This is a genomic window from Winogradskyella sp. A2 (assembly GCF_046762865.1).
Classification (GTDB): domain Bacteria; phylum Bacteroidota; class Bacteroidia; order Flavobacteriales; family Flavobacteriaceae; genus Winogradskyella.
On the sequence record NZ_JBKQXM010000003.1, the window covers coordinates 462,811 to 480,692 of the forward strand.

At 34.4% G+C, this 17,882-nt stretch carries 14 protein-coding genes; 1 reads left to right on the top strand and 13 read right to left on the bottom strand.

Translation table 11 applies throughout. The features are described from left to right. Positions 1-112: 112 nt before the first annotated feature. Positions 113-1,129 (top strand): LacI family DNA-binding transcriptional regulator, encoded by a 1,017-nt coding sequence (locus tag ACFWV9_RS08035; RefSeq protein WP_411894734.1) that lies wholly within the window; start codon positions 113-115, stop codon positions 1,127-1,129. 53 nt (positions 1,130-1,182) lie between these two features. On the opposite strand, the gene ACFWV9_RS08040 is transcribed toward ACFWV9_RS08035, so the two are convergent. The 13 genes from ACFWV9_RS08040 to ACFWV9_RS08100 all read right to left on the bottom strand — a co-directional run bounded on the left by ACFWV9_RS08040 (position 1,183) and on the right by ACFWV9_RS08100 (position 17,862). Beyond that, positions 1,183-1,938, bottom strand: coding sequence for an SDR family NAD(P)-dependent oxidoreductase (locus ACFWV9_RS08040; RefSeq protein WP_411894735.1), 756 nt, complete (start codon positions 1,936-1,938; stop codon positions 1,183-1,185). A gap of 24 nt (positions 1,939-1,962) precedes the next feature. Further along, positions 1,963-2,715 (bottom strand): SDR family NAD(P)-dependent oxidoreductase, encoded by a 753-nt coding sequence (locus ACFWV9_RS08045; RefSeq protein WP_411894736.1) that lies wholly within the window; start codon positions 2,713-2,715, stop codon positions 1,963-1,965. 36 nt (positions 2,716-2,751) lie between these two features. Next, entirely contained in the window at positions 2,752-4,041 is a 1,290-nt protein-coding gene (locus tag ACFWV9_RS08050; protein ID WP_411894737.1) for an MFS transporter, read from the bottom strand. Positions 4,042-4,063: 22 nt separating this feature from the next. Then, on the bottom strand, positions 4,064-4,765 hold the full coding sequence (locus ACFWV9_RS08055) for a FadR/GntR family transcriptional regulator (RefSeq protein ID WP_411894738.1): 702 nt from the start codon (positions 4,763-4,765) through the stop codon (positions 4,064-4,066). Between the two features lie 172 nt (positions 4,766-4,937). Continuing rightward, positions 4,938-5,846: a polysaccharide lyase family 7 protein gene (locus ACFWV9_RS08060; RefSeq protein ID WP_411894739.1), complete on the bottom strand. Its 909-nt coding sequence runs from the start codon at positions 5,844-5,846 to the stop codon at positions 4,938-4,940. Between the two features lie 11 nt (positions 5,847-5,857). After that, entirely contained in the window at positions 5,858-6,742 is an 885-nt protein-coding gene (locus ACFWV9_RS08065) for a PKD domain-containing protein (RefSeq protein ID WP_411894740.1), read from the bottom strand. Between the two features lie 19 nt (positions 6,743-6,761). Further along, positions 6,762-8,180, bottom strand: a complete 1,419-nt coding sequence (locus tag ACFWV9_RS08070) for a RagB/SusD family nutrient uptake outer membrane protein (protein WP_411894741.1) — start codon at positions 8,178-8,180, stop codon at positions 6,762-6,764. A 24-nt stretch (positions 8,181-8,204) separates the two neighbouring features. Beyond that, positions 8,205-11,285 carry a SusC/RagA family TonB-linked outer membrane protein gene (locus tag ACFWV9_RS08075; protein WP_411894742.1) on the bottom strand — a complete coding sequence of 1,027 codons (3,081 nt, stop codon included), beginning with the start codon at positions 11,283-11,285 and terminating at the stop codon, positions 8,205-8,207. Positions 11,286-11,624: 339 nt separating this feature from the next. Next, positions 11,625-11,996 carry a cupin domain-containing protein gene (locus ACFWV9_RS08080; protein WP_411894743.1) on the bottom strand — a complete coding sequence of 124 codons (372 nt, stop codon included), beginning with the start codon at positions 11,994-11,996 and terminating at the stop codon, positions 11,625-11,627. 22 nt (positions 11,997-12,018) lie between these two features. Continuing rightward, on the bottom strand, positions 12,019-14,289 hold the full coding sequence (locus ACFWV9_RS08085; RefSeq protein WP_411894744.1) for an alginate lyase family protein: 2,271 nt from the start codon (positions 14,287-14,289) through the stop codon (positions 12,019-12,021). A gap of 89 nt (positions 14,290-14,378) precedes the next feature. Then, a complete protein-coding gene (locus ACFWV9_RS08090) occupies positions 14,379-15,461 on the bottom strand; it encodes a polysaccharide lyase family 7 protein (protein ID WP_411894745.1) in 1,083 nt (360 codons plus the stop codon). Between the two features lie 18 nt (positions 15,462-15,479). Next, a complete protein-coding gene (locus ACFWV9_RS08095) occupies positions 15,480-16,754 on the bottom strand; it encodes an Nramp family divalent metal transporter (protein WP_411894746.1) in 1,275 nt (424 codons plus the stop codon). A gap of 79 nt (positions 16,755-16,833) precedes the next feature. Continuing rightward, entirely contained in the window at positions 16,834-17,862 is a 1,029-nt protein-coding gene (locus ACFWV9_RS08100) for a polysaccharide lyase family 7 protein (protein ID WP_411894747.1), read from the bottom strand. Between the last annotated feature and the right edge of the window lie 20 nt (positions 17,863-17,882).

The window sequence follows — 17,882 nt, forward strand, 5'->3', positions numbered from 1 at the left end:
CTTAATCGTTTAACCAAGTACTCTAAAAATAAATCAAAACACTTCTATTTTGATTTTTTGGCATTAAAACACTACTTTTGCTTAAACGTTTAAGCAAATATATAAAATCTAGGTGAATAAAAAAAGAACTACCATAAAAGACATTGCAAATAAATTAAATATTTCACCTGCAGCAGTTTCTAAGGCCATGCACAATGACTCTAGAATTAGTAAAGAAACTAAAGAAGCTGTTAAACGTGTTGCCAAAGAACTTAATTATCAACCTAATCATCTTGCGAGTGCTTTAAGAAAAGGCAAAAGCAATCTTGTAGGTGTCATTGTGCCAAGAACAAATAGTAATTTCTTTTCATCGGTCTTAGAACAGATGGAAGAAGTATTACATAAAGCGGGTTATAACATTATAATCACACAATCAAACGAATCCTTCGAAAAAGAATGTAATAATATAGATACACTATTATTTACCCAGGTTGATGGTATTATTGCTTCAATGGCAAACGAAACTATAGACTTATCATATTATGAAAAAATAAAAGCCAAAGGAATCCCCTTAATCTTGTTTGATCGTGGAGAAAATGACTTGAATGTAGACTATGTGGGTATTAATGATTATGATAGTAGTCATATGATTGTAGAGCATTTAGTTTCAAAAGGTTGTAAACGTATTGCTCATATTGGCGGATATAGAAGGACAAGAATTTTTAACAATAGAATTAACGGCTATGTAGATGCCATTAAAAAAAATAACCTTCCAATAGATAGTGAACTAATAGTTGAAAGCTCTCTAACAATTGAAGATGGCAGAAAGCATATGAAGGCACTATTAAAATTGAAGAAACGACCAGATGCCATATATGCGGCCAGTGATTATGCAGCGTTGGGAGCACTACAAGTACTTAATGAAGGTAATATAAATGTACCAAATGATATGAGGTTGGTAGGCTTTGGTAATGAACCTTTTACCTCATTAGTAACACCTTCTATTACAAGTGTAGATCAAAATAGCAATGACATTGGAAAACTTGCAGCTTTAACCTTTTTAGAACGAGTTAATGAACCTGAACTAAAACAAACTTTGAATAAAAATATATTAGAGGCAAAATTGATAGTTAGGGATTCTTCAAAATAAAAAAGTGACTAAACCGAAGTTTAGCCACTTTGACGATTAAACTAAATATAAACTTAGCTAAAAGCTAATCCTCCATTAATATCTATATTATTTCCGTTTATAAACGATGACTCGTCAGATGCCAAATATGCTACTAAATCTGCAACCTCATCTGCTTGTCCTTCTCTTCTCAATGGTGTAATACCGGCTACTCTTTCTCTAATTTCATCTTTGGTAAAATCATCATGAAACTTTGTACCAATAAGACCTGGACAAACAGCATTCACTCTAATTCCTTTTGGCCCTAACTCCTTAGACATTGACCTAGTAAAGGTTGTAACTGCGCCTTTAGAAGATGCATAAAGGGCTGAACCACCTCCGCCTCCATCTCTTGCTGCTTGTGAGGAAATATTGATTATTGACGATCCTTGACCCATTAATGGTTCAAATGCCTGCATAACAAAAACCGTTGACTTAAAGTTAACATTCATGACCAAGTCATAGAATGACTCATCGAATTCTTGTAACGTTTTTCGGGCAAAAAGTCCACCAGCATTATTAACTAAAATATCTATTTTTTCACCAAAGGCTTTTAGGGTTTCATCCTTTAATTTCTGAATATCCTGCAATAATGAAACATCTGCTTTAACAGCAATTGCATTTCCCCCTAAAGCTTCAATTTCATTAACAGTTTCAATGGCTGAGACTTCAGAATTATAGTAATTCACAACCACCTTGGCACCTGCTTTCGCAAGTTTTATAGATATTGATTTTCCAATATCTCTTGCACCTCCCGTTACTACAGCAACTTTTCCAATTAATTTGATCATGCTTTGGTTGGTCTTTTAATTTATTTAGATACCTAATGCTTGTCCTCCACCAATCTGAATAGTTTCAGCAGTAATAAAGGATGCATCCTCACTGGCTAAAAAAGAAATTACTCCTGCAACATCTTTTGGTTGACCAAGTCTTCCTAACATAATGTTATTAGCCCACGATTTAAACACCTCTGGTTTAGTAGCTTTAATTTGAGCATGGAATGGTGTATCTATAGTTCCTGGTGAAACAGCGTTAGCTCTAATACCATATTCTGCTAAATCCTTAGCTAAAGCTCTCGTGATTGCATGAACACCAGCTTTTGATGTTCCATAAACTCCTGCTCCTGGTCCACCAGCTGTCCATCCTGCATTAGATGTGTAATTAATTATAGATGGGTGTTCTCCTTTTTTAAGGTACGGAATTGCAGCTCTTGAAGCAAAAAACACAGAATCTAAATTAAGTGCCATAACAAACCTGTAAAAATCGGTAGTCATCTCCTCAAATCTAGATCTACCTCCAAGGCCACCAGCATTATTGACTAGGACATCTATTTTACCATACTTATCTCCTATCTTCTTTATGTTAGCAGTTACCTCATCTTCATTTGTAACATCAAATCCATAATATTCAGCTGTTATGCCTGCTTCAGTTAGTTCTTTTACTCTTTGAGCGCCAGCCTCATCCTCTATTCCGTTTAAAATTACTGTGTAACCATCTTCACCAAGGCGTTTTGCTACTGCAAATCCGATTCCGCCTGTGGCACCTGTTACTATTGCTATTTTACTCATATACGTTATTCTTTAATTTGTTTTATAATTCTAATTTTATGTACTTGGGTTTTCTACTAGTCTTACTTTTCTAATAAATATAAATATTACCATAACAGCTAATACCACTGATATTGTAATTGCGATAAAAGCTGGTAGATACGAGCCTCCTTTTGTAATTTGACCAATGAACCAATTCATTATCATTGGTGACACAGCTGCAACAGTACCAGCTAATCCAGCCAAAGTTCCAACAGAAGGTCCTTTTAGTAAATCACTTGATAAGGTTTGGATGTTTCCAATTGCAAACTGAAAACCAAATAAGGCCACACCTGCTAAGTAAATAAAGGTCATAAAGTTGGTTTCCTTTACGAACATTATGATACCTACAAAACCAATGATGATTAAAGCACTACCTACTACAATACTCAGTTTTCTACCAACATCTACATTACTTCTTTTTATAGCTTCTTCTGTAAATAAGCCACCAATTATACTTCCTGCCGCTGCCATGAGATATGAAATCCACATTGTACTTCCAATTTCTTCAATGCTTAAGTTAAACTTTGAATTTAAGTATATTGGCATCCAACCAGCAAAGAACCACCATATTGGCTCTATGAAAAAGCGACATAAAAGCACACCCCAAGATTCTTTAAAACTAAGAACCTTTCCTAAACTTAAGCTTTTTTCTTCCGGAGTATCATCATTTGAAACATCTGCACTACTGCTATCTTCTGATATAAGTTTTCTTTCTTCTTCAGTAATCCAAGGATGTGCTTTAGGGCTAGTCTTATTAATAATTAACCATGGTAAAACCCAGATTAAGCCTAACAAACCTAATATTACATAAGTGGCCTTCCATCCAAATTTAGCATATAAAAACACGATGATAATAGGCGCAATAACGTTACCTATTGATGCTCCTGAATTAAATATTCCCTGGGCCAAAGCTCTTTGCTTTACCGGAAACCACTCTCCATTACTTTTTACAGCGCCTGGCCACAAACCTGCTTCACCAAGACCTAGTAGACCTCTTACAACAGATAATGAGATGATACCTCTTGCTACCGCATGTAACCCAGCCGCGAGTGACCAAACTACTATTGAAAGTGTAAATCCTATTCTGGTACCAATTTTATCATATAATCTGCCTGATAAAAATTTACTTACGGCATAAGTTGCCATAAATACATTTAAAAGAAAAGCATAATCAGACTGATCCATGCCAAGATCTTCACCCATTTGAGGCCAAAGTAAGGCAAATGCTGTTCTGTCAATATAATTAATTACTGTGGCGACGAAGATTAATCCAATAATCCACCACCTTAAACCTCTAATTTTCATGTTGATTGCGTTAGTCTAAAGTTTAGACATTATAGCAGTACTGATAAAGTACACTAAAATGCTCCTTCATTTTTTGCTTTGCCAATTTGGGATCTTGGGCCTTAATGGCATTATAGATTGCCCTGTGTTCTTCAATACCTAGATTTGCTAAGTTTTTATCACATACATGGTACTTCTCAAAATTGGTAATTATTTCTGGAGTAATGGAAAGCATAAACGTATTCATGGTACCGTTGTGGCTTGCTTTTGCTATAGCAAGATGAAATAACAAGTCTTCTTCTACAGCATCCAAACCAGCCTGTACTTTTTCCGTATATGCTTCTAGAGCTTCTTTTATTTGTTCTAAATCTTCATCTGTACGTCTCAAAGAAGCTAACTTAACAGTTTTTAGTTCCAAAAGTATCCGTGTTTCTACCAAAGATTTAAAATCTGGTTCATCAAGTCTTAAAATATCATCTATCATTCCATTCATTGCAATGACACCAATATTGGCAACAAAGGTGCCACTTTGAGGTCTAGATTTTAACAGACCATAATATTCTAAAGTTTGAATTGCTTCTCTAACACTACTTCTAGTAACACCGAATTTCTCGGATAGCATTCTTTCTGAAGGCAATTTATCACCAGGCTCTAAATTCTTATAATTTATAAGTTCCTTAATTTTAAAAATTATATTTTTCTGGAGACTTAACCCTTCTGTTTTCTGTAGTGTTTCTGTTTTCATACTTAAATTTAGTTGATTGGTTAACCAGATTTATTTCTCTAAAATATGCAAAAATATTTGATTTAATTACTGTCAATACCTTTAATTATGGTTAAAGAATTCTGCCCTTTTTATCTAACCAACTAACTCAATTGGGCAGAATCCTATAACTGCATGACACAAATAATATCTTTTAATGACTTACTTCTAGCTCATAAAATCTCACTTTTGCATACGCTCCTTCATCTCTTGTTTGAAAATAATTTCCTGCTTTGAAATAATTTTCAAAAACTCCCCATTTTTTCATATGTATACTTTCATATACCTTAAATTCATTACCATTGAGAATAATTACCATTTTACCTTCAGTAACCTTAACTTCTAGCGTAAACTTTTTAAAGCCTACTTCTTGCACAAAATTGAATCCATCATCATTATCCCAAGCATCTTCATGCAGAATCTCAGGTAAACCTGTATCTAAGTATTTTAAAACCTTTGTCTTAACTCTTATTTTACCCTTATCCCAATAAATTTTTAATATTGGCGGTGCATTGTTATCATCTTCACCAATTAGATCACGTTGCTCGTTTGTTAATCTACCATGAATCTGCATGATAATAATCCTATGATATTTACCATCAGAATCTCTTGTAACATCATCAATAGCTATTTTGGCTTTCATTCTCCCACCATCCTTAAATGTCCAGTTGGTATTATTATCACCTGGCACCATTTGTTCTCTAAGCTCTGATCTTGTATACTTAGTATTTCTAGTTTTAGACTCTGTAGGCATTGCATGGAATACAATTGCCCCTTTTGTAGAATCTATATACATATATGGTCTGGCTACTTCGTTTGATGCAAAGTCAAAAATTTCTGGTGGCTCTATCTCATAAGGCTTACCTTGATCGTTGGTCACCGGAAGCGTGACCTTCCAGTGACTTAGATCTATTTTTGGTAATTTAGTTTTCTTCTTACGCTTCTTCTTTTTCTTCTTTTTATCGGTCTTTACGGTTTTAGCATCTTCTCCACTATTGGATTGTGCATAACCTAAGCTAAGACTAAAAGCAAAAAGTAATATGAAAAGCGTTTTAAAATTCATTATAACTAAACTTAATCTGGTTCTACAGCATCAATTGTTATATTATCTACCCGTGCTTCTTCGCCTTGATTAGTAATAAAAATTGAAACTACATTGTTTGCACCAGTATTGAAAGGAAGGTTTACCTGAACATAGTCACTAGAACTTGTTTGATCTGTACCTTCAAATGATGCGATTGAACCTGCTATAGCATCGTTATAATCTGTATATCCACCACCTGCTAGCATGTGTAAAGTGACAGAACCAGGATTATTTGTCTTCAGCGTATAGTAATACGTAATTATGTAATCCGTGTTTGGTGAAACCGTAAGTTCTTGATAAGCTATTCTATCACCAGCTGATGGATATTTAGACGCTTGAGAACCATTTTGAACTGGGCTTGATGTAATTTGAATTACACCTCCAAGGTCGCTATTTCTCCAACAATCTCTACCATCCATATTACCGTCACCACAATCTTCACTTCCAGGTGAACCGTCTTCAAAACTGAATTCTTTAATTACTGGAATAATCGCAGCTGGTTCTTCTGGCTCTACAACCACAACAGTGTCGGTAAAAGTACTCGTTGCACCATTGTCATCAGACGCTGTTAACGTGACAGTATAAGTACCTTCATCTGGGTAGATAGTAAATCCGTCTACATCTGTTGAAGTATCACCATTGCCAAAGTCCCACATGTACATTGTTGCACTAGAAGATCCATTTGCAAACGTATATTCTTTCCATGCATCATCAGTACCTGCTCCTTGGGTATAGGAGAACCCAGCACTTGGAGGCGTCGCATCAGCAATAGAATTTTCACCTAATGGTTCATATTGCTTTAAATCATCACAAGAATGGAATGCTAAAGCACCTATAAAGAGAAGTGCTATTCCATATAATTTCATTGTTTTCATCATAGTTAATTTTATTAGTTTAATATCCAGGATTTTGAGTCAATAAACCTTGACTTAAATTAATCTCATATTGTGGGATTGGCAACAATAAATCACTAGCATTAAAACTTCCACCAGTAGCAGATGAAAATGCCGATAATATTGTTTGTGCCTCACCGAATCTCATTAAATCGTACAAACGTTGATTTTCGTAAGCTAACTCTACCCTTCTTTCGTCCAATAATTCTTGCTTAGTTATTGTTCCGTTATCATCTCCACTTAAACCAGCTCTTTCCCTTACTAATCTAAAGGATTCTAGTGCTGCAGGAGCACTAGTAGAGCTTCCTCCAGCCATAATTGCTTCAACATGAAGTAATAATACATCTGCATATCTTATAACTATAAAATCATTACCAGCAGCCGTAGGATCCACAGATGTAGGATCAATACCTAAACTTGCATCTCCATCTGGAATGTACTTAACAACTTGAAATTGTGTTGGCTGATCTAAATCAACTCTATATGAGTATTGTGTTCTGTCGCCACCTAATGCATCTAAAGCATCTCTAGAATCTTGTGTTGTATAGTTAACACCACTAGTTCTACCAACAGCGTTTAGCCATTCTCCAGAGAAGTTTTGACTATCTATACCATCTGGTTCATAACCAACAGCAAAGATAATTTCGTCATTTAACTCATCGAAGAACACATCTTTAAAATCTGGTTCTAATTGATATCCACTCATCATTACATCTTCTAACAAATTCTGTGCCTCAACGTAATTGGAACCAACAGTCATATAGGCTTTTGCTAGTAATGTTTGAGCCGCAGCTTTTGAAGCTCTTGTTTGATAAGTGTTATCTAAACCTGATACAGCTATCTGTAAATCTGAAATTATGAAATCATAAATTTCTGACGTAGCAACTCTTGTATAAGAAATATCCTTATCATCTGCAGAAAGTACTCTGTCTACTAAAGGAATATCCCCAAACAATCTCACTAAATTGAAATACGCATAAGCTCTGACAAATTTAGCTTCAGCTTCAAATGCTAATGCGTTTTCTGGTGATGCAACACCAAGATTTGCTAGTACTGTATTTGCTCTAAAAATTACATTGTAAAAACTACGATAGTAATCAGCAACAATACCATTTGTAGGTTCTATTGTATAAAACTCAAATTGAGCCGCTTCACCTTCTTGTGCTTTTGTTCTTGTATTATCACTACGCATTTCCGTAACGTAGAATTCTACTTGAAGTGCATGGTAGTCATTAGCAGATGTAGAATTTACACCTTGAATACCATCATACATATTGATAATACCCTTTTCTAATTCATCTTCTGTGCTGTAATAAATATCAGCATTAATTAACGATTCTAGCTCTGGCGACAGGTAATCTTCGCAAGTAAACATACTGAATGTTAATATCGTAACTAAAATATATTTTATGTTTTTCATTTTTTTAATCTTTTTTAGTTTGATTTAAAAATTAACATTTAATCCAAAAGTAAATGTCTTCTGAATAGGAGAACCTGCTCTTTGATAACCATATGTCGTTGGCGACGTATTGTTAATAGATTCTGGATTGAATCCTGTATAATTATCTGCAGTAAAGTACAGTAAGTTAGTAGCTGAAATATAAAGTCTAGCATTTGTAATAAATAGTTTTGATGTTAAACTTTCTGGAAGACTATAACCTACAATTAAATTTCTCAATGCAACATATGATGCATCTTGAATAATGTCATCTGTAAAAATCTTTTGTTTTATAAAATCTTGATCTGGAGTAATTGATGGATCAAAATCTTGCGAACTATTAAAGTGATTGAAAAGATATTGATCACCCATGTTTCTAATCTCTGCACCATGACTTCCTTGGAACATGAAACTCATATCAAAACTACCTAGGTTGAAATTGTTAGTTACAGACCAAACAAAATCCGGGTAAGGATCACCTAATATGGTCTTATCATCATCATCAATAACACCGTCTCCATTTAAATCCTTAACATAAACATCTTGAGCCTCGGCTCCCACCGGATGGTAAGGATCTACGATATATTCTAGCGGAATATCTCTATCTACAACCCAACCGTAGTAAGATGAAATTGGGTTACCTACTAAGTTAATCCATTCTGCAGCACGCTTACTATCAACATTTAATATTTGTCCGTTTGCATCACCAAAACTTGTTAACTCGTTTTTGTTTCGTGCTCCTACTATAGATGTGGACCATCTAAAATTTTCTTTAACAATGTTACTAGATCTAAGTTCAAACTCGAAACCTCTGTTTTCTACCTCACCAATGTTTACTAAACCACTATCAAATCCTGTGGTATAAGAAACTGGGTTATCTAAAAGGAGTTGATCACTTGTTCTTTTATAAACATCAATTGAACCAGATATTCTATTATTAAGGAATCCGAAATCAATACCTGGATTGATTTCTACTGAGCGTTCCCATTGTAAACCTGGATTTGCAATGTTAATTGGATTGAAAGCCGTATTTACACTTCCGTCAACTACTGCTGAAGAAGGTGATAATAATGACAAGTATGGGAAACTATCAATTAAATCGTCTCCAGAATCAATTAAGGGGTTACCGGTTGCACCGTAACTTACCCTAACCTTAAGATTACTTATTACATCACTTTCGTTTAAGAAATCCTCGTCACTCATTATCCAACCAGCTGAAACTGCCGGGAAATTACCATATTTATTATCCTCTCCGAATGCAGAGAAACCGTCATGTCTAAAACTCACTGACGCTAAATATTTTCCTTTGTATGCATAATTTGCTCTACCAAAGAATGATAATAATCTTCTTGTATGCTCATAAGACCCTGCAGTAATCGTTGTTGGATCTGCTGCAGATATAGTGCGCACTATATCAGAATCATATCCACCACCTGAAACAGACTCAAAGGTGTAATCCCATTTTTCAGCAGACATACCACCTACTGCATTGATTTCATGGTCTCCAAATGCCTTATCATATGACAAGAAATTATCAGTTACGATATGAATTCTATTTTCTGTAGACAAATCTAAAGACGTCGCAGCCGCTCCATTTCTACTAGATTCTACACCTTGCCATCTATCTCTTTTAGTATTTTGAAAATCTCCTGCAAGATTAGTATTAAATTTTAATCCTGGTATAATTTCATAATTGGCATACATACGACCTGCTAGCTTAAATTTATAGTCATTTCTATCTCTCTCTAACACTTTTGCAGCTGGGTTAGTATTTGAGGTATTACTAATATCAGTACCACCAGAAGCAACTGGCATCATAGCATCTAAATCATAATCATCAAACATACGTTGTATAGCGTAATCACCTATTTGTACATCAGCATACTTTCCACCATCTCTAAGTCTGTTTACAAACGGTAAAACTTGTTCATTTACATATAATGGTAACCAAGGTGTCTGTCTTAATATATCGTGCGTTGAACCATCAAAACGTCTTCTGTTTGAATATGACGGAGCAATATTAGCACCAAAACTTAACTTATCGCTTAACTTAGTATCAATCTTAAAACGCATATTGTATCGTTTGTAATCATCAGTCAACAGAACTCCTTCATCATGAGAATATCCCATTGAAACACTAAATTTTGTATTCTTGGTTCCTCCTCTAGCACTGAAAGCATGATTTTGAATCGTACCACCTTCAAAGATGATATCTTGCCAATCTTCGTCAACACCAAGCAACAATTTTAACTGAGTTCTTGAAGATAAAGTACCTGTAGCAGCTTCTTGTGCTCTGGCTGTTTTTGCAACAGAGAAATAATAAGCATCACTTTGTCTAGCTTCTTTAAAACCTGTAAAAGTGTTGTAATTAAATCTTGTCTTACCTTCTTTACCACTTTTAGTTGTAATAATTATCACACCATTTGCACCACGAGATCCATAAATTGCTGTAGATGCAGCATCCTTTAAGATATCGAATGACTCAATTTCGTTCATATCTAAATTTCCTAAGAAATCACTGTCTACAACTAATCCATCTATTACAATTGTTGGATCAGAATTACCAGATACAGAACCTGTACCACGTACACGGATTGTTGGTGCAGAACCAGCCTCACCTTCTGTTGCAGAAACTTGTACACCAGCTGCTTGCCCTACTAAGGCTTCATCTACCCTTGGTACAGCAATCTGGTCTAGTCTTTCATTGGTTACCTTTGAAATTGCTCCAGTTACATTTCTCTTCTTTTGCGTACCATAACCAATTACAACTACCTCATCTAAGGCATTTGTACTTTCGGCAAGAGCAATGTCTAATGTTTGTTGGCCATCCATTATCACCGTTTGAGTGGTGTAACCGACATAGGAGAATTGTAAAACGTCCCCGTTGTTCACAGTAATTTGATACTTTCCATCAAAATCTGTTGAAGTACCATTTGTAGTTCCGACTACTAAGACGTTTACACCAGGAATAGGCATATTATCTGCAGCAGCAGTAACTGTACCCTGTACGGTATAACCTTCTTGAGCAAAACTTGCAAAACTTAACAACAGCACACAAATTGCTGTCAATCTCATTTTTAATTTCATAAATTGATCATTTAAGTTAGTCTATTAGTATTTTATTTTTTTCTAATCTGAAGCCAAGTCTTAAAAAAAATGTAACTTAATGAATTAAAATGCAATCAATTTGTATTTTTGTTATACATGTTTAACTGCAAAAAGTCTTCTGTCACGAAGAAGTAGTTACAAAAGGATAGGCTCTGAAACTATCCTTTTTTTTGTTTTAAATAATTGGTTTACCAGATTGGTTTACCAAATATATATAAAAATTTGTTAAAAACAAGTTTTATATATAAAAAGTCGTTTTTGTTTAATGTTATTCTAAAAAGTCTTCACGAATTGTCTTTTTAGATATGCTTTTTAAGGCTATTTATTTCCAAAATAAGACACTTCTCCTCCGCTTAAGAAATCTTCTCTCACAGGACTAAAAGTATCAATTAACATCCCTTCTTCTAAGCATACGGCACTGTGTAATAAATTTGGCTCAATGTAGACACCGTCACCTGCCTCAACAATCTGTTTTACACCATCAATTTCAAATTCAAATTTACCCGAAACACAATATGTTGCCTGGGTATGAAAATGCTGGTGCGGAGCACCTAACGCTCCCTTTGCGAATTTTACTTTCACCATCATAATTTGGTTATCATAACCTAAGAACTTTCTTGATACACCTCCGCCTAGTTCTTCCCATTCCAGATCTTTTGTTATGATGTACTTTTCACTAAATCGCTTCATAATTTTTAATTTATTTGTTTAGTTAATCGAAATAATAAGAACCAGACCATTCATAATTCTTATCATCAATATTTAATTTATGTTTTACTTTTTCTGAATTATTTTTGTTTGATGTTATAAATATTTTTCTTTTCCCATTAACATGATTTATCTCTACTGCAGTATAAGCATCTGAATCTAAGACTACTCTAATTGTTTTTATACTACTTTTTGAATTGACAGCAGACTCGGTAACAGGACTATAACTACCATGGGATTCTATTGCCGTAACGAAAGTTGTGCTTTTTGAATCCTTTCTTCTTAGTAATAAGGCAGGATCACGTCGTAGATTAAATTCCGGATCGTTTGCTCCGATTCTGGTAAATAACAATTCATCCTTTGGGTTTGTCACAGTTGTTAATGTATAAAACCTATAATTATCCATCCACGATAGCTTGGAGTTGACTTCATTTGACTTACCAGTTCCTTCAACAAACAAATGCTGATAACCATTTTTATTACCTAAAGGCAATAAAGTTTCTGGTGTTTGATATTCAAAATTAGTTTCTAATACTTGTCCAAAGAAATAGTGCGGCAAATCATAATCATTAATTGAACTTGAGGTTACCTTCATTATATCCAGAGTAATAGGCTTTTCAAAATCTTTATCACTGATTATAGCCATAGTTCTGAGCATTTCAGTCCCAGGATAGGCATTATTCTCCCTAGCACTGGCTACTTGAACTTTTTCATTTTCTGATGAAAAGTAATTGAGAACTGAATGAAATTTACTGCCAGTTTCATACTTACCCTCAAAATGAGACGTCTCATCTACTGTCACAGTATTATGGGCAATTGTTTGTTTAGCCCAAGTTTTATTCTCCTTGAGATAGTTCCCTCCACCTTTTTGCTCAATATTAACAAAACGAGCCAATCCATAATCTTGAATTACCTCTTCTCCATTTTCATACAAAGAATATGACAATTTATCATAATGTCCATGGCTAGACCCTTGGGCTGCATATTTAAAAACCAATTCAATGTCTTCATTTCTTATAACACCAACGCCACCTTCAGTTCCATCAGGTCCATCAGAAAGATTGATTGAGGATTTATTAAATGGTTGTGCTTCACCATTTTTTATCCCTAATGCCACTGCCAGACCAGAATCATCTAACAATACCTGGTTTTGTTGTTTTGCAATACTTAATAAACCTGGATTTTGATCTCCATAATGATATGAAACATCTACCGCAGTTACTAGAGCGCTATTGTAATAAGACATTCCTTTTTGACCATCATTTAACGGGAAGAATTCTCCATCTGCATCGGTTAAATTCAACAACGCATTTATGGACTTCAATAATACACCGTTTTTATATTCGAAAATATTAAGTTCTGGCTTTACATTGTGCAGTCCTTCTGCGAAGACCAAAAAGGGATACATTGCATATCGTTGATAATATGGCCCTTCGTTATAGTAACCATCTGGGGAAAAAGGTTCTTCTATATTAGCCAAGAAACCTGCTTTACCATCTTTATTTAAAAAACCACCATCATCGTCTTTAGCCTTATTATCTAAATTAACACCCTTAATACCATATAATGCACGATTAATTAACTCCTCATCATCCATAACGAGACCAATCATACCAACAGCCGCATTTCCCCATGTACTATGGTTATGAACTCTTTGATAAAATTGCGGGCTGTCAATAGAAATGTGATCTGCGAATGGCCTGAATAAGTTGTTTTCGAGTATGTTACGTTCCTCCTCTGTTAAATAATTATAAATACAATCATATGCCTGGCTTACATATACCAACCAATTAGAATCGTTTAAACATTGCCAAAAAAGTTTACCTCTCGCATATGATCTTGTTTTAGGATGCAATGGTAATGTCTTATACATTTCCTCATATTGCATCAACATATCTTTTACATACTTTGCATATTTTTCGTCATCTAGTATTTGATATAGTACTCCAGCCTTTTGTAATACAAACCAATTACGTTTGTGCCTTGCATGGGTATAACCTCCAGAATAGTCTTTTGGTATTGGTGTTTCTATACCTAAGGCTATTTCTGCATCTATCTCTTCTTTAACTTTTTGCAAGGTATTATCAAAAATTGGAATGCTACCCAATTGTGCCCTAATGTCTTTAACACCTTGAGCTGTAAGAATTAATTTGGGGTGTTCTTCTAATCCTTGTGCTTCATCAAGAGCAATATTTGGTAGATTCTCATTTCTACAAGACATAACACTTGCTATAGAAATGAAAAATATTGCTGATATTTTGACTTGAAATCTCATTTAATAATTGGTTAACCAGATTGGTTTACCAATATACAATTATTTATGAATTATCCAGATAATTTTTAATTTAAATCTGAATGTAACGATTAATCATTCATGAGAAAATATCCTTCATTTGATACTGAAGCCTTACTAATTGATATTTTAGCTGATTTAAACCATACTTCAGCGTAGTTACCATCTGCATATTGTTTTTGTATATCTCCGTTATGGGTTTCTGCTCCCGAGCACCAATTTCTGTTAACTTTAGGAGATTTACCATTGGTCTGATTATAAGAGCCTAACTTAAAAAAACAACCTTCACCTGCATATGCATTTTTCCTCTCTATTCCGTCTTGACCAATTGGCACAAATAATTTTTGAGTTTGCTCAGGTATATCAGATTTAGTTGTAAAGTCTGATTTAATCAAGTTCTTGGTAAATGTTTTTGTTTCATGATTATTACTCATAAACTTTAAGTTCATAATTCCATCCTTAACTTCTATTTCATAACTGAACTCTTCATCTAATTCAATGCCATCTTTAGGCTCTTTTGGATAGGTGTTTTCGCCACTTCCTATAACAGAAAAGTCATGACCCCAAACTGCAGAAGAATAATCCCATCTACCCGAATTATCATCACCAGCAGTATTAATTTCATAATGCCAAAATACTGAACCTTTAGTATGTCCTGGAAATTTCTTGTAAAAGATCTTCAGTGGCTCATTTTCATGACCATCTGCACTATGAATTTGACCCACTACAACAGAGTATGACGCAGCTACTCGGGCATCTCCTGTTGAGGAAACGTTCATCACCTTTAGTGTTGCAGTTAGCTTGTCATTGGCTGTAGATGGATACCATTTTTTAAGTTGCGCCAATTCAGTTCGGCAATTATTAGAAGTTCCATGAGTATCTCCTGCATTTGGTGCCTTATAAACCACCCAATCTTCATTATTATCCTGTATAGTATAAAAGAAATCTTTGTGCTCAAAATTATTTGCAATTCCGGCATTTGACCCATCTCCTAAAATTAAATTCCATTCATCAAAAAACGGAATCACATCACTGGCGTAAACAGTTTTTACAAATTTCTTTTTACTCGATTTTTTGGCATTGTCAGAACAGGTGTTAAGCAATAGGAAAGTAGTAAATGATAACAACAATAATGTGATTGTTTTTCTATTCATAATTAATTGTTTTTTATTTTAAAAATAATCTAGCAAAGCCAGGATACCGTTATATGAAATGACAAGAGAAAAGAATAATGCCGCATACATTCCTATATTTACAAAACGGTTTGTTTTATAATCCTTCATAACCTTTTTACTGTTTAATAGTATGATAATACCTAATATTACAAGAGGTAACACAAATACATTAAACACCTGAGATAAAATCTGGATTTCTATTGGGTTTGCTCCAAAGGCAGGTCCTATTAAAGCAACTAAACACGCTAAGAATGTAATTATCCTAAACTGCTTAGAATTGGTATCTAATTCACCCGATTGGTAATCTGCAATTAATAAAGGTGCAATCAATAAACAAGGGAAAATGGATGAAAGTCCAGCACTCAAAGCACCGAAAAAGAATATTGTAACAGCCCATTTACCTGCAACAGGTTCTAAAGTATTTGCCATATCTAATACATGTGTTACCTCTTTACCCTCATAAAACAATGCTCCCGCAGCTACGGCCATAATTGTACCACTTATAACAAATATTAATATAGCAGCAGTTATTGAATCCTTTCGCTGTTGGTCCAAATTTTTAATTGTCCAACCTTTTCCCTTAACAAATAATGGACGAGATAAAAATGTAGCTGCAGCCATAGTAGTTCCAACAAAAGCAGCTACCAACATTTTACCACCTGGTACATCTGGAATTGTAGGTATTAAACCTTTTATTACATCTATTGACAATGGTTGAACAAAAAATAATGACAAGAAAAATGACAGTCCCATCAAGGTGACAAATATGATGAGAATCTTTTCAAAAAATGTATACTTACCAACGAGTAATAAAAGATAAAAAACTACTATTATTAAAATAGCAGTTGCAAGTACAGTTTCATATTCGTAGGCATTTAATCCTTCAAAATTCAGTGCTAAAATTTCAAAAATAATATTAGACGATATACCTAATATTCCCATTAAAGAATTCCATTGTCCAAAAGTTACACCTACAATTATCAACAAGGCCAAATACTTACCAAATTTTAAATGTTTTTTAAAACCAAATAGTGCAGTTTCACCAGTAAGTAAACCATAATTGCCATAAGCAAACATCAAGACTCCTGAGAACAAGCAACTTAACAACAATACCCACAGTAATTGCATATTAAACTTACTTCCTGCAACAATCATTGAAGTTACACTACCTGTTCCAATTGTATAACCTATAGCAAATATCCCAGGTCCAAAACCTAATATGACTGCTATTATTTTTTTTAATAATGATTGTTTAGGTTTTACATTTTCCATGATCAGTACAGTTAGTATTAGAAAGTAATAAGGTCAGTCCATTAATGGATGACATCACGCGATAACTACAGGTTTAAACCTAATTATTATCTGGATTTACTGAGGGTCCCAAAGTGGCAGTTTTAAACCAAACTTCAGCGTAGCTTCCATTGGCATACTGCTTGGCAATATCACCACCATAAACTTCCGATTTTGTACTTTTAGCATTTGCTTGGTTATATGCACCTTGTTTAAAATAATTTAACTCACCAGCATAAGCAATTTCACGTTCAACACCTCCACCTTTTTCTCTGTTTGCATATACTTTTTTGACTTGTTCTGGAATGTCTTCCCTAGTAGCAAAGTCTGATTTTATTAAGCTCTTTGTAAACTGAACCGTTTTATGGTCTTCACTGGTAAAAGTCAAATACATTATACCCTTGTAAACGTTAACCTCATAGCTAAATTCTTCGCCCAGTGCAATGCCATCCTCAGGCTCAGGAGGATAGTCTGTTGCACTAGAACCAACAACAGAAAAATCATGACCCCAAACTGCAGTAGAATAATCAAATCTTCCAATATTATCTCCCTTTGTATTAATCTCGTAATTCCAAAACACAGAACCTTTTGTATGGCCAGGGAATTTTTTATAATAGATTTTTAGAGGCTCATTTTCATGTCCTTCACCACTATGAATTTGCCCAATAACCACTGAATAAGAAGATGCTGCAGTTGCATCACCAGTCGTGGAGACATGCATTACTTTTAAAGTACCCGTTAATCTGCCACCTTCCTCAGGAACCCAATCTCTTTTCTCGCCTAGTTCTGTTCTTGTATTACTAGATGTCCTTGAGGTTACTCCAGAATTAGGAGTTTTATAAACTACCCAGTTTTCTTCACTGTCATTTTCCACAAAAAAGAATCCTTCTTTCTTAAGGTTTATCAAGCTATCAGATCTGGTTCCATCACCCATCAGAATTTTCCATTTGTCCATAAATGGAATAACATCACTAGGGAATTCTGCCTTACTAACAATTTTCCTGTCTCCATTTGAAACTTCCTCTTTTGGACTATTTTTACAAGCCAACGATACCAGTGCAATAATTATAATTAAGCTTGTCTTATTCATTGATCTTTAGTTAGGTTATT